Origin of the sequence: Variovorax sp. SG517, assembly GCF_013376045.1 — a bacterium.
Classification (GTDB): domain Bacteria; phylum Pseudomonadota; class Gammaproteobacteria; order Burkholderiales; family Burkholderiaceae_C; genus Variovorax.
The window spans coordinates 281,210-293,376 of sequence record NZ_JABMJG010000011.1; the positions used below are offsets into that span (position 1 = coordinate 281,210).

Here is a 12,167-nt window from a genome sequence, read left to right on the forward strand (position 1 = left end):
TCAGCTCGCCCGTTCGCGCAGCGCCTCGCGCAGCCACTCGACGAAGGTCGCGCACTCCCACCGTTCCATGGCGCCCGGCTTCCAGCACAGGAAGTAGGCGTTGGGCGAAGGCACGCTGCGCCGCGACAGCCGCACCAGCCGGCCGTTGTCGAGCCATGCGCTGCCCAGGCGCAGGTGCATGAGCACCACGCCGAAGTCTTCGGCGGCGGCATCGAGCGCCAGCCCGAGGTCGTTGAACTGGTGGCCCGTGGCGGGCTCGGGCAGGCCGATGCCGCAGGCCTTGAACCAGGTGCGCCACGACTCCAGCGGCGTGCGCAGCAGCTGCGCGCGCGACACCTCGGCATCGGTCTCGAAGGCTTCGAAGGGGCCGTGGCGTTCGAGGTAGGCGGGGCTGCACACCGGCGAGACGTCGTCGGCCAGCAGCTGGACGAACTCGCGGTCATGGAAGGGGCCGGTGCCGAAGCGCAGCTCGATGTCGGCTTCTTCCGCTGTGGTGTTGCGCACCGGCATGGTCACCTGCAGCATCAGCTCGATGTTCGGGTAGGCATCGCGAAAGCGCGCCAGCCGGGGCAGCAGCATCTGGCGCGAGAAGGTCGGCGTGACCGCCACGCGCAGCCGCCGCACCTGCGACTCGGGCTCGCGCCCCGGAACCTGCCGCAGCGCCGCGATGGCCTCGCGCACGCGCGCCAGGTAGGCCATGCCGTCGGTGGTGAGGCTGAAGTCGCTGCCCGTGAAGAACTTGAGCCCCAGCAGCAGCTCGAGCTGGCGGATGCGGTGGCTCACGGCGCTGGGCGTCACGGCGAGCTCCTCGGCCGCGAGGTTCACGCTGCGCAGCCGTGCGACGGCCTCGAAGGCCTGCAGGCCCTGTGTCGAGGGGAGACGCGGAGAAACCATCTTTTGTCGGGAGGGGTAGCGGGGTAGGATGGTAGCGAACGCTTCCGGTCCTGCCCGGCCGAAGCACCGGCTCAGAAGAATTCCCAAAACAACAGGAGACGAGCGCATGGTCTGGCAACAGGTTTACAACCCCTTCGGCAACATGATCGTATCGACGGCGCTGGCCGCGATACCTGTGGTGGTGATGCTGGTGTGCCTGGGGTTGCTTCACGTCAAGGCGCACTACGCGGCGGGGCTGGGCCTGCTGAGCGCCGTGCTCATCGCGGTGTTCGCCTTCGGCATGCCGGCCGACATGGCGGGCAAGGCCGCCTTCCTGGGCGGCGTCACCGGCCTGCTGCCCATCGGCTGGATCGTGCTGAACATCATCTTCCTGCAGCAGCTCACGCAGCAGAACGGCAGCTTCCAGATACTGCAGGACTCCATTGCCGGCATCACGGAAGACAGGCGCCTGCAGCTGCTGCTCATCGCGTTCGCCTTCGGCGCCTTCTTCGAGGGCGCGGCGGGCTTCGGTACGCCGGTGGCGGTCACGGCGGCCATCCTCATCGGGCTGGGCTTCTCACCGCTCGCGGCATCGGGGCTCTCGCTCATCGCGAACACCGCGCCGGTGGCCTTCGGCGCATTGGGCACGCCGGTCATCACGCTGGCCAAGGTGCACGGCTACGACCTGATGGCGGTCACCGCGATGATCGGGCGGCAGCTGCCGTTCTTCTCGCTGCTGGTTCCCTTCTGGCTCATCTGGGCCTTCGCGGGGCGCAAGGGAATGATGGAGGTGTGGCCGGCCATCCTGGTGACGGGCGTGTCCTTCGCGATTCCGCAGTTCCTGGTGTCGAACTACATCGGGCCGGAGCTGGTGGACATCATCGCGGCCATCGTCTCGATGGTGTGCCTGGTCGCGTTCCTGCGCGTGTGGAAGCCGAAGAAGGTCTGGACCTCGGTCTCGCTCAAGGGACACGAGGCCGACGGCGGCGAGGCTTCCGCTGCCGTCGCGCCGACGAAGCATTCGAGCGCCGCCGTGATCCGCGCCTGGACCCCGTGGCTCATCCTCACCGTGTTCGTGTTCATCTGGGGCCTGCCGGTGGTGAAGACCTGGCTCAACGGCATCTTCGCGCCGAGCTTCCCCATCGACGGGCTGCACAACATGGTCGAGAAGGTGGCGCCGGTGGTGCCCAAGCCGACGAAGGAGGGCGCGGTGTACCAGCTGCTGCTGCTCTCGGCCACGGGCACCGGCATCCTGGTGTCGGCCATCGTGGGCGGTCTGGTGATGAAGTACAACCCGATCCAGCTCGTGGCCGCCTACGGCCGCACGCTGTGGCTGGTGAAGTTCTCGCTGCTCACCATCGTGCTGATGCTCGCGCTGGGCACGCTCACGCGCTACTCGGGGCTGGACACCACACTGGGCCTGGCCTTCGCCAACACCGGCGTGCTGTACCCCTTCTTCGGCACGCTGATGGGCTGGCTGGGCGTGGCGCTCACGGGCTCCGACACCGCATCGAACGTGCTCTTCGGCGGCATGCAGAAGGTGGCGGCCGACCAGCTCGGCCTGAGCCCCAACCTCATGGGCGCGGCCAACAGCTCGGGCGGCGTGATGGGCAAGATGATCGACGCGCAGTCGATCGTGGTGGCTTCCACCGCCACGCGCTGGTTCAACCATGAAGGCGAGATCCTGCGCTACGTGTTCTTCCACTCCATCGCGCTGGCCTGCCTCGTGGGCTTCTACGTGACGCTGCAGGCCTATGTGTGGCCGTTCACGCTGATGGTCGTGAAGTAGCGGCTGCCGAGGCGGGCAGCGTCGCCGCCAGCGCCTGAAGCAGCCGGCGCAGGTCGTCGACCGCTTCGCGCGCCGACGCTGCGCCGCCCATCTGCGCCTTGACGATGGAGCCATCGACGCCCAGCGCCGCGGCCTGCGCAACGGCCATGCGCTGCGAGCCTTCCAGTGTTTCGGGCAGCAGCCCGGCAATCACCTCGACCATCTCGCGCTTGTGCTCGCGCGAGATGTCGCTCGCGCCGCTCACGCTGCCGCCGACTTCGACCACCGAGTTGATGAAGGCGCAGCCGCGGAAGGCCGGGTCTGCGAACCATTCGTCCATGGCGTCGGCCAGCACTTCCAGCGCCTGGCCGCCGCCGATGCGCTGCTGCGCGCCGAGCCGGCCGAGCGCATCGACGAACCACGCCATCCACAGGCCGTGGCGGTGATCGAGGAAGGCCCGCACCAGGTCGTCCTTCGACGGGTAGTGCCGGTAGAAGGTGACCTTGGTGACGCCCGATGCGGCGATGACGCGGTCGATACCCGTGGCGCGGATGCCGTCGGCGTAGAAGAGGTCGTGCGCGGTGCGCAGGATGCGCTCGCGCGCCGGCAGCTCGGAGATGGAAGAGATGTCCATGGCGTGATTGTAGGCATGTAGACAGGTCTGTCTACATGTGGCACATTTCAGCGCATTCCCTCCAACCTCCATCGAAAGAACCACCATGGAATCACGCCCGCCGCTGCCGCCCTTCACCCTCGAATCCGCCATCCAGAAGGTCCAGGCCGCTGAAGACGCCTGGAACTCGCGCGACCCCGTTCGCGTGAGCCTGGCCTACACGCCCGACACCGAATGGCGCAACCGTGCCGATTTCGTCAACGGCCGCGAACAGGTGGTGGAGTTCCTGTCGCGCAAGTGGACGCGCGAGCTCGACTACCGCCTCAAGAAGCAGCTCTGGGCCTTCATGGACAACCGCATCGCCGTGCGCTTCGAGTACGAATGGCACGACGACTCGGGCCAGTGGTACCGCAGCCATGGCAACGAGAACTGGGAGTTCGCTGAGAACGGCCTGATGCAGAGGCGCTACGCGAGCATCAACGACCAGCCCATCAAGGAATCGGACCGCAAGTTCCACTGGGCGCGCACCTGAGTCTCGGCAGGGCGGGCGCCTCCGGGCACGGCTGTTGCTTGCTTTTGGTGCATGGAGACGCCCGTACTGAACCCTGCCGCCAGCCACCCGCTGTGGCAGCACCAGCTCGGCCTGCTGCTGGAATCGACGGGCGAGGGCATCTTCGGCATCGACCTCGACGGCCACTGCATGTTCATCAACCGGGCCGGCGCGCAGATGCTCGGCCATGAGGTGGGCGACGTGCTCGGCTCGAACATGCACGAGCTCACGCATCACTCGCACCCCGACGGCTCGCATTACGCCGACACCGACTGCCCCATCTTCAACGCCTTCCGGCGCGGCCTGCCTTGCCGCATCGACACCGAGGTGTTCTGGCGCCGCGACGGCAGCGCCTTCGCGGTCGAGTATTCGAGCCACCCGATCATGGACGGCGCGCAGGTGCGTGGCGCCGTCATCACCTTCGTCGACATCACCGAGCGCCGCCGCCAGGCGGAAGCGCTGCAGCAGGCCAAGGACGAACTCGGCCTGCGCGTGCAGGAGCGCACCCGCGAGCTCAGCGACGCGCTCGCGCAGCTGCGCGAGCTCTCGGCATGGCTCGACAAGGTGCGCGAGGAAGAGCGCACCCGCATCGCACGGGAGGTGCACGACGAACTCGGCAGCCTGCTGGTGGCGCTGAAGATGGACGTCAACTGGATCGGCAAGCGCTTGGGCGAACAGCAGGAGCGAACGCCCGACGCGGCGCAGGCCATGCGCGAGCAGATGCGCTGCAAGTGCACGAACATGAGCCAGCTCATCGAGCGCGCGGTCGACAACGTGGGGCGCATCATCACCGACCTTCGCCCCAGCATCCTCGACCACCAGGGCCTGTGGGCCGCGCTCGAATGGCAGGCGCACGAGTTCGTGCAGGCGGCCGAGCTGGAGCTGGACTGGCGCTTCGACGTGCCGCCCGGCGTGGAACTGCCAGAGCCCGCGGCCATCGCGGTGTTCCGCATCTTCCAGGAGATGCTGAGCAACGTCGGGCGCCATGCGAAGGCGAGCAGCCTCGGCATCCGCATCGGCGTCGAACAGGAGCGGCTGAGCATCAGCGTGCGCGACGACGGCGTCGGCGCGCCGGCGCAGGCCTTCGAGGCGGCCACCTCCTACGGCGTGCTCGGCATGCGCGAGCGCGCGCGCCACTTCGGCGGGCGCATCGACATCGAGAGCCGCGTGGGCGAGGGCAGCACCTTCCGGCTGCACCTGCCGCTGCACGTGGATGCCCACGGAGGCGCGCAATGAGCGACATCCGCGTGCTCATCGGCGACGACCACCGCATCGTGCGCGAGGGCCTCAAGCAGATGCTGGGCGACCTCTCCAACGGACTGCCCGCGATGGTCGTGCGCGCCGAGGCGCAGACCGGCCCCGAGGTGCTGGAAGCCGTGCAGTCGCTCGGCGGACCCGAGGGCCTGGACGTGGTGCTGCTCGACATCGCCCTGCCCGGCCGCGACGGGCTCGACGTGCTGCAGGCGCTGCGCAAGCAGTGGCCGTCGCTTCCGGTGCTGATGCTGAGCACCTACCCGGAGAAGCAGTACGCGGTTCGCTGCATCAAGCTGGGCGCATCGGGCTATCTCAACAAGAGCGCCGACGCCGACGACATGGTCGGCGCGGTGCGCAAGGTGGCGGCCGGCGGGCTCTATGTGTCCGCGGCCACGGCCGAGGCCTTGGCCACGGCCGTGGGGCGAGGCGCCGGGCAGGGCGCCGAGGTGCTCTCGCACCGCGAGCACCAGGTGTACCGGCTGCTCAGCGCGGGGCATAGCGTGAGCGAAATCGGTGCGCAGCTGGGCCTGGCGCCCAACACCGTGAGCACCTATCGCGCACGCATCCTCGAGAAGACCGGCACCAAGAACGACGTGGAGCTGGCCCTGTATGCCGAACGCCACGGCAAGCAGGGCGCCCACGGCTGAAAAAAAGCCCAGAGACGCCGCCGGCGTGCACCGGCTTGTAGTGCCAGCCCTACAAGGCCTCGACATCGGCGGCACGATCTGATGCCGCAGGCTGCGCAACGGCTTCCGCAGCGCCTTTCCGGCCCGGCGCTTGCAACGGCGGCTGCATCTTTCCAACGAGGTGCACCACCATGTCCCACCCGCAAGAACCGACCGCCTGCGATCCCTACGATGCCGACCGGCCACTGAACATGCGCTGCGCCTGCGGGCGCGTGCATGGTGCGCAGCGCGCAGGCGTGCTGCCGGAGGAAAAGCTCGAGGCCAGCCTCATGAAGGCGCTGTTCCCCGTCGACAGCGTGCGGCGCGGCTTCCTGCGCGCCGTGGGCGCGGGCACCGCGCGTGCCGCCATCGCCTCGGTATTCCCGCTCGGCGCGCTGCAGGCCATGGCGCAGGAGAAGGCGCCGCTGGAGAAGACGAAGCTCAAGATCGGCTTCATTCCCATCACCTGCGCCACGCCGCTCATCATGGCGCACCCGCTGGGCTTCTATCAGAAGCAGGGCCTCGACGTAGAGGTGGTGAAGACAGCGGGCTGGGCGCTCATCCGCGACAAGATGCTCAACAAGGAGTATGACGCCACGCACTTCCTGTCGCCGATGCCGCTGGCCATTTCGATGGGGGCGGGCTCCAACGCGGTGCCCATGAACGTCGCGACCATCCAGAACACCAACGGGCAGGCCATCACCCTGGCCAACAAGCACAAGGACAAGCGCGACCCCAAGACCTGGAAGGGCCTGAAGTTCGCGGTGCCCTTCGAGTACAGCATGCACAACTTCCTGCTGCGCTACTACGTGGCGGAAGCGGGCCTGAACCCCGACACCGACATCCAGATCCGCGTGGTGCCGCCGCCCGAGATGGTGGCCAACCTGCGCGCCGGCAACATCGACGGCTACCTCGGCCCCGATCCGTTCAACCAGCGCGCGGTGTTCGAGGAGATCGGCTTCATCCACCTGCTCACCAAGGACCTGTGGAACGGCCACCCCTGCTGCGCCTTCGGCACGTCGACCGAGTTCATCGAGAAGAACCCCAACACCTTCGCGGCGCTGGTGCGCTCGGTGCTCACCGCCTCGGCCATGGCGCGCGATCCGAAGAACCGCGAGCTCATCGCCAAGGTGATCGCGCCCGCGCAATACCTCAACCAGCCCGAGACCGTGCTCACGCAGGTGCTCACCGGCAAGTTCGCCGACGGGCTGGGCAACATCCGCACCGTGCCCGAGCGCGCCGACTTCGACCCCATCCCCTGGCAGTCGATGGCCGTGTGGATGCTCACGCAGATGAAGCGCTGGGGCTACGTGAAGGGCGACATCGACTACAGGCGCATCGCCGAGAAGGTCTTCCTGCTCACCGACGCGAAGAAGCGCATGAAGGACCTGGGCCAGCCTGTGCCCGACGGGGCGTACCCCAAGTTCACCGTCATGGGCAAGGTGTTCGACCCCGCCAAGCCCGACGACTACCTCAAGAGCTTCGCCATCGCGAAGATGGCCTGAGCCATGCGCAGGAAGGCTCTTTCGTTCAAGGCGGCGCTGGTGTCGTTGCTGATGTTCCTGCTGCTGGTCGGTGTGTGGCAGGTCGCCACCGCACCGGCCGGCGGCGCTTCCGCGGCGGCAGGCATGACCGCCGAGCAGATCGAATACCAGAAGATGCTCGGCAAGGACCCGACGCAGGGCCAGGTGAAGAGCTCGGGCTTTCCCACGCCCGCCGAGATGGCCGCCACCGCGTGGAAGCACCTGTCGAATCCGTTCTACGACAACGGCCCCAACGACAAGGGCATCGCCATCCAGCTGGCCTGGTCGCTGGCGCGCGTGGGCCTGGGCTTCGCGCTGGCGTGCCTGGTGGCGGTGCCGCTGGGCTTCGTCATCGGCATGTCGCCGCTGCTGCACAAGGCCTTCGACCCCTTCATCCAGGTGCTCAAGCCGATCTCGCCGCTGGCGTGGATGCCGCTGGCGCTCTACACCATCAAGGACTCGTCGGTCAGCGGCATCTTCGTGATCTTCATCTGCTCGGTCTGGCCGATGCTGCTGAACACCGCCTTCGGCGTGGCTTCGGTCAAGCGCGAATGGCTCAACGTGGCCAGCACGCTCGAAGTGAAGCCGCTGCGCCGCGCGTTCCGCGTCATCCTGCCGGCGGCGGCGCCCACCATCCTCACGGGCATGCGCATCAGCATGAGCATCGCGTGGCTGGTCATCGTGGCGGCCGAGATGCTGGTGGGCGGCACCGGCATCGGCTACTTCGTGTGGAACGAGTGGAACAACCTGTCGCTCACCAACGTGATCTTCGCGATCCTTTTGATCGGCGTGGTGGGCATGCTGCTCGACCAGGCCTTCGCGGCGCTGCAGCGGAAGGTGACCTATGTGGAGTGAGCGCGCCATTCTTCCGGCCCGAGGTGAAGCCATGAACCAGCCTGTCGTTTCCGCCGCCGTGGAGGCGCCGGGCGCCCGCGGCTTCCTGCGCGTGGAGGGGCTGGCCAAGGCCTTCGTGCCCGCGCGGCCCGTGTTCGCCGACGTGTCGTTCACGCTCGAGCGCGGCGAGTTCGTCTGCATCATCGGCCACTCGGGCTGCGGCAAGACCACCATCCTCAACGTGCTGGCGGGCCTGGACCAGGCCAGCGCGGGCCACGTCTTCATGGACGGGCGCGAGGTGGCCGGCCCCAGCCTGGAGCGCGGCGTGGTGTTCCAGAGCCATGCGCTCATGCCGTGGCTCACCGTGCGCAGGAACATCGCCTTCGCGGTGGTCTCGCGCTGGCCCGGGTGGTCGGCCGCGCAGGTCGACGCGCAGGTGGAGCGCTTCGTCGCCATGGTCGGCCTGCAGGCGGCCATCGACAAGAAGCCCTCGCAGCTCTCGGGCGGCATGAAGCAGCGCGTGGGTATCGCCCGCGCCTTTGCGATCAGCCCCAAGATGCTGCTGCTCGACGAGCCCTTCGGCGCGCTCGATGCGCTCACGCGCGGCACCATCCAGGACGAGCTGATGGCCATCGTGCGGCAGACGCAGCAGACGGTCTTCATGATCACGCACGACGTGGACGAGGCCATCCTGCTGGCCGATCGCATCCTGCTGATGAGCAACGGCGTCGACCTGCCGCAGGGCGGGTACCGCGCGGGGAACATCGTCGAGACGGTGGTCAACCCGCTGCCGCGCGAGCGCACGCGCGCGTCGCTGCACCACCTCGACGGCTACTACGCGCTGCGCAACCACATCGTCGATTTCCTCGTCACGCGCGCGAAGGCGGCGTGACCTCGCCTTCATCCACCCCTCATCACGTTCCCATCACGTTCATTTCAATCAGGAGCAAACCCCATGAACCGCAACGACGTCACCGAGAAGATCATCGCCACCAAGGTCAGCAAGGGCATTCAGTGGGCCGACGTGGCCACGAAGGTCGGCCTCTCGAAGGAGTGGACCACCGCCGCCTGCCTCGGCCAGATGACGCTCGACGACAGGCAGGCGAAGATCATCGGCAAGATCTTCGGCCTCACCGCCGAGGAGCAGAAGTGGCTGAAGGTGGTGCCCTACAAGGGCTCGCTGCCCACGCCGGTGCCCACCGATCCGCTCATCTACCGCTGGTACGAGGTGGTGAGCGTGTACGGCACCACCATCAAGGAACTGATCCATGAGGAATTCGGCGACGGCATCATGAGCGCCATCGACTTCAGCATGGACATCCAGCGCCAGGCCGACCCGAAGGGCGACCGCGTCAACGTGGTGCTGTCGGGCAAGTTCCTGCCCTACAAGACCTACTGAGCGTACTCGGCCGGGCGCGGCCTTTGCTGCTGCTGGTGGTGCTGCCTGGCAGGCGGGCGCATCGCCCCGGCCGTGATGCCGTAGCCCTCGATGGCGCCCGCGATCGAGCGCGCCACCGCATCCACCGGCACCGCGATGCGCCGGTTGGTGCGCATGCGTTCGCGTGCGTAGCTGGCCGCGATGCGCTCGGCCAGCGGATCGATGGGGCCGTGCACGTCGGGGCTCACCACCGTCACGTGCAGCCGGCCGGCATGTTCCTGCCGCAGGCCCTCGGAGATCGCGTTCACCGCGTACTGCGTGCCGTGGTACACCGCCGAGCCCGGCGACAGCCCGTGCATCGCCACCGGCGCCACGTTCACGATGTGGCCCCAGCCCTGTTCTTGCATCGTCGGCAGCACCGCCGCGATGCCGAGCAGCACGCCGCGCAGGTTCACGTCGATCATGAGCTCCCACTCCTCGATCTTGCGGTTCCACAGCGGCGACATCGGCATCACGCCCGCGGCGTTGACGAGCACGTCGATCTGCTCGTGCGTCTCGAGCGCGAATTCGGCGAATGCTTCCATGTCGGGCCGGTGCGTCACGTCGAGCCGCTGGAAGCTGGCCGTGCCGCCCGTGGCCGTGATCTCGGCCGCGAGCGAGGCGAGCCTGTCGGTGCGGCGCGCACCGAGCACCACCTTGGCGCCGCGCCGCGCGAGCAGCCTGGCGGTCGCTTCGCCGATGCCGCTGCTCGCGCCGGTGATGAGTACGACTTTTTCCTGGATCGTGGTCATGGTGAACTCCTCGTGCTGATCTGTCTGCCGTGGGGCGCACACTGGAATGAGCGTGAGCCGGGCATGCAGAGAAGTGTGCGTTTTCGCGCGCCCGAAGCGGTAGACGAATCGAACGCGGTTTTTGCCTGATCCTGCAAAACGCGATGCCGACTGCGTCCGCCGCTTCGCCCGGCTCAGCGCCCCGTAGTGCTTTCGCGGTAGAGCACCATGCCCGCGTGGTACAGCACGCCGTCGCGGAACTCGCCGTCGGCCGTGAAGCCGGTGTCGTCGACGTAGTCGATGTGGTTGCCCGTCAGTCTGTAGCTGCCCCGGTAGGCGCTCGGGCGCGTGCCGCGCGCCTCGTCGTAGCGGCCGTTGGGGAGCAGTTCGTGGCGGATGTGGCCGTCTTGTGTCACCCACATGCCCACGAAGCGGTTCGGGTCTTCGAGCAGCCTGGGGCGTTGGGGTTGTGCCTGCGAAGGGCCCGAGGCCATGGCAAGCGATAGCGAGAGCGCGGTGAGTGCGCCTGTGCGACGTGCGGTGTTCATGGTGCGTCTTGGTTCGTGGATGGAGCGTCCATTCTTGAAAAAGGCGCGGGCGGGGCGTTAGTCGCTTCGTGCGAGTTTCTTGCCTGATTCCCCGAAGCCGCAGCGGCCGGTGCTGCCGGCTGATGCATCCATCGGTAATTCGCTTTGCACCATGTCGCAAGGATTGAGCAAGAGCCGGAAATCGCGGATGCTGCGCCGATGGACAACAAGCCTCCCCCGAACACGGCCCGCCCGCGCATCTACCTCGCGGGGCCCGACGTCTTTCGCCCCGACGCCAGGGCGCACTTCGTCAGGTTGTCGGCCGCCTGCGACGCAGCCGGCCTCGCGGCCCTGCTGCCGGCGGACGGCAACGAAGAGCAGACCTCCGATGCGCCCGAGAAGCAGATCTACGAAGCCAACATGCAGCGCCTACGCGGCGCCGACGGCGTGGTCGCCAATCTTGCGAGCTTCAGGGGCATGGAGCCAGATTCCGGCACCGTGTTCGAGGTCGGCGCGGCGATCGCGCTGGGCATCCCGGTCGTGGCCTACGGCGTGCCCGAAGGCAGCTACGCAGACCGCGTGCGCGCCGGGCTGCCGTGCGAGGTCGACGCGAACGGCGTGCTGCGCGAAGCCGGCACCGGCATCGCGGTCGAGGACTTCGGGCAGCAGCTGAACCTGATGCTGGCGTGTTCGATCCACATCGAGGCGACGCCGGAGGCGGCGTTGAAGAAGATGGCAGAGGTACTCGTCGGTGCCGTCCGGCGATAGCGCGCTACGCGGACATTCCGCCTTCGCTGGCAATCAGCGCGTGGCGTAGTTGCGAGGTAGTACTGTCTATCGCACTGATGCAACGTTGAAGCTCCGCATTGGCGAGGCGCAGGAGGGCGCCCAATTCGCTTCGGGTCGTCACGAGTGCTTCGAGATCGCTCGTGTGTTCTGGACCTATGAGCTTTTCGATGCAGGCATGCGCGTGCAGGACTTCCTGCAATTGCGCGGCATCGTCGCAGGCTTGCCGAGCAAATGCGTCGATTGCGGATTCAACAGGCGCGGAAGGAGACTGCGACTGCGCGCGAACGCGAGTGTGTTGAGCCATGAATGGCCTCCAAGAGGTGTGATTTCAAAAACCACCGCTCTCGCTTCCAAACGGGGGCGGCAGCTCGAACGGGTTGGAAGACCGGACACCTCTTGCGAGAACCGGCAGGGCTCGCGCCCTCCCGCCCGAGCCGCCATAAAAGTGGCACGAGCGAAAAAGCCGCAGACCATGTGCGGTGGTGAACTGCACCCCAAAAGTTGGACACCGATCCAATCCTTGGGGTGTTTTCATGGCGAAGTACGACGAGAAGTTCAAGCTGGCGGTAGTGCAAGACTACGAGGCAGGCAACCAAAGCTACGTGGCGGTGGCGCAGCGCCAC

Annotated in this window: 14 protein-coding genes; 9 read left to right on the top strand and 5 right to left on the bottom strand. The window is 67.3% G+C overall.

Going from position 1 to position 12,167, the window contains the following annotated elements; translation table 11 throughout:
* Positions 1 to 894, bottom strand: coding sequence for a LysR substrate-binding domain-containing protein (locus FHT32_RS29675; RefSeq protein WP_176668132.1), 894 nt, complete (start codon positions 892 to 894; stop codon positions 1 to 3).
* Positions 895 to 1,000: 106 nt separating this feature from the next.
* Here FHT32_RS29675 and FHT32_RS29680 point away from each other — a divergent pair, with 106 nt between their 5' ends.
* Entirely contained in the window at positions 1,001 to 2,662 is a 1,662-nt protein-coding gene (locus FHT32_RS29680) for an L-lactate permease (protein ID WP_176668133.1), read from the top strand.
* Here the strand turns inward: FHT32_RS29680 and FHT32_RS29685 are convergent.
* Positions 2,640 to 3,275 (bottom strand): TetR/AcrR family transcriptional regulator, encoded by a 636-nt coding sequence (locus FHT32_RS29685; protein WP_176668134.1) that lies wholly within the window; start codon positions 3,273 to 3,275, stop codon positions 2,640 to 2,642. The two genes, FHT32_RS29680 and FHT32_RS29685, sit on opposite strands and share 23 nt — an antisense overlap.
* Positions 3,276 to 3,360: 85 nt before the next feature.
* Between FHT32_RS29685 and FHT32_RS29690 the strand changes: the two genes are divergently transcribed.
* The 7 genes from FHT32_RS29690 to cynS all read left to right on the top strand — a co-directional run bounded on the left by FHT32_RS29690 (position 3,361) and on the right by cynS (position 9,479).
* Positions 3,361 to 3,786 (top strand): nuclear transport factor 2 family protein, encoded by a 426-nt coding sequence (locus tag FHT32_RS29690; RefSeq protein WP_176668135.1) that lies wholly within the window; start codon positions 3,361 to 3,363, stop codon positions 3,784 to 3,786.
* A gap of 51 nt (positions 3,787 to 3,837) precedes the next feature.
* A complete protein-coding gene (locus tag FHT32_RS29695) occupies positions 3,838 to 5,040 on the top strand; it encodes a PAS domain-containing sensor histidine kinase (RefSeq protein ID WP_176668136.1) in 1,203 nt (400 codons plus the stop codon).
* Positions 5,037 to 5,705 carry a response regulator transcription factor gene (locus FHT32_RS29700; protein ID WP_176668137.1) on the top strand — a complete coding sequence of 223 codons (669 nt, stop codon included), beginning with the start codon at positions 5,037 to 5,039 and terminating at the stop codon, positions 5,703 to 5,705. The genes FHT32_RS29695 and FHT32_RS29700 overlap by 4 nt, the downstream gene beginning before the upstream one ends.
* 170 nt (positions 5,706 to 5,875) lie before the next feature.
* Positions 5,876 to 7,228, top strand: a complete 1,353-nt coding sequence (locus FHT32_RS29705; protein WP_176668138.1) for a CmpA/NrtA family ABC transporter substrate-binding protein — start codon at positions 5,876 to 5,878, stop codon at positions 7,226 to 7,228.
* Between the two features lie 3 nt (positions 7,229 to 7,231).
* On the top strand, positions 7,232 to 8,101 hold the full coding sequence (gene ntrB, locus FHT32_RS29710; protein WP_176668139.1) for a nitrate ABC transporter permease: 870 nt from the start codon (positions 7,232 to 7,234) through the stop codon (positions 8,099 to 8,101).
* Between the two features lie 31 nt (positions 8,102 to 8,132).
* Positions 8,133 to 8,972: an ABC transporter ATP-binding protein gene (locus FHT32_RS29715; protein WP_176668140.1), complete on the top strand. Its 840-nt coding sequence runs from the start codon at positions 8,133 to 8,135 to the stop codon at positions 8,970 to 8,972.
* Positions 8,973 to 9,035: 63 nt separating this feature from the next.
* Positions 9,036 to 9,479: a cyanase gene (gene cynS / locus FHT32_RS29720; RefSeq protein WP_176668141.1), complete on the top strand. Its 444-nt coding sequence runs from the start codon at positions 9,036 to 9,038 to the stop codon at positions 9,477 to 9,479.
* On the opposite strand, the gene FHT32_RS29725 is transcribed toward cynS, so the two are convergent.
* Positions 9,473 to 10,249, bottom strand: coding sequence for an SDR family oxidoreductase (locus FHT32_RS29725; RefSeq protein ID WP_176668142.1), 777 nt, complete (start codon positions 10,247 to 10,249; stop codon positions 9,473 to 9,475). The genes cynS and FHT32_RS29725 overlap by 7 nt on opposite strands.
* 173 nt (positions 10,250 to 10,422) lie before the next feature.
* Entirely contained in the window at positions 10,423 to 10,776 is a 354-nt protein-coding gene (locus FHT32_RS29730) for an Atu4866 domain-containing protein (protein WP_256099214.1), read from the bottom strand.
* Between the two features lie 198 nt (positions 10,777 to 10,974).
* Here FHT32_RS29730 and FHT32_RS29735 point away from each other — a divergent pair, with 198 nt between their 5' ends.
* On the top strand, positions 10,975 to 11,523 hold the full coding sequence (locus FHT32_RS29735; RefSeq protein ID WP_176668143.1) for a nucleoside 2-deoxyribosyltransferase: 549 nt from the start codon (positions 10,975 to 10,977) through the stop codon (positions 11,521 to 11,523).
* A 4-nt stretch (positions 11,524 to 11,527) separates the two neighbouring features.
* Here the strand turns inward: FHT32_RS29735 and FHT32_RS29740 are convergent, their stop codons facing one another.
* Positions 11,528 to 11,848 carry a hypothetical protein gene (locus FHT32_RS29740; RefSeq protein WP_218088463.1) on the bottom strand — a complete coding sequence of 107 codons (321 nt, stop codon included), beginning with the start codon at positions 11,846 to 11,848 and terminating at the stop codon, positions 11,528 to 11,530.
* Positions 11,849 to 12,167: the final 319 nt, after the last annotated feature.

What these genes read in the sequence shown, in the direction of transcription:
- FHT32_RS29680 (WP_176668133.1), top strand. Translation starts at nt 1,001, where the DNA reads ATGGTCTGGCAACAGGTTTACAACCCCTTCGGCAACATGATCGTATCG.
- FHT32_RS29705 (WP_176668138.1), top strand. Translation starts at nt 5,876, where the DNA reads ATGTCCCACCCGCAAGAACCGACCGCCTGCGATCCCTACGATGCCGAC.
- FHT32_RS29730 (WP_256099214.1), bottom strand. Translation starts at nt 10,776, where the DNA reads ATGAACACCGCACGTCGCACAGGCGCACTCACCGCGCTCTCGCTATCG.
- FHT32_RS29695 (WP_176668136.1), top strand. Translation starts at nt 3,838, where the DNA reads ATGGAGACGCCCGTACTGAACCCTGCCGCCAGCCACCCGCTGTGGCAG.
- FHT32_RS29715 (WP_176668140.1), top strand. Translation starts at nt 8,133, where the DNA reads ATGAACCAGCCTGTCGTTTCCGCCGCCGTGGAGGCGCCGGGCGCCCGC.
- FHT32_RS29725 (WP_176668142.1), bottom strand. Translation starts at nt 10,249, where the DNA reads ATGACCACGATCCAGGAAAAAGTCGTACTCATCACCGGCGCGAGCAGC.
- cynS (WP_176668141.1), top strand. Translation starts at nt 9,036, where the DNA reads ATGAACCGCAACGACGTCACCGAGAAGATCATCGCCACCAAGGTCAGC.
- FHT32_RS29700 (WP_176668137.1), top strand. Translation starts at nt 5,037, where the DNA reads ATGAGCGACATCCGCGTGCTCATCGGCGACGACCACCGCATCGTGCGC.
- FHT32_RS29675 (WP_176668132.1), bottom strand. Translation starts at nt 894, where the DNA reads ATGGTTTCTCCGCGTCTCCCCTCGACACAGGGCCTGCAGGCCTTCGAG.
- FHT32_RS29735 (WP_176668143.1), top strand. Translation starts at nt 10,975, where the DNA reads ATGGACAACAAGCCTCCCCCGAACACGGCCCGCCCGCGCATCTACCTC.
- FHT32_RS29690 (WP_176668135.1), top strand. Translation starts at nt 3,361, where the DNA reads ATGGAATCACGCCCGCCGCTGCCGCCCTTCACCCTCGAATCCGCCATC.
- ntrB (WP_176668139.1), top strand. Translation starts at nt 7,232, where the DNA reads ATGCGCAGGAAGGCTCTTTCGTTCAAGGCGGCGCTGGTGTCGTTGCTG.
- FHT32_RS29740 (WP_218088463.1), bottom strand. Translation starts at nt 11,848, where the DNA reads ATGGCTCAACACACTCGCGTTCGCGCGCAGTCGCAGTCTCCTTCCGCG.
- FHT32_RS29685 (WP_176668134.1), bottom strand. Translation starts at nt 3,275, where the DNA reads ATGGACATCTCTTCCATCTCCGAGCTGCCGGCGCGCGAGCGCATCCTG.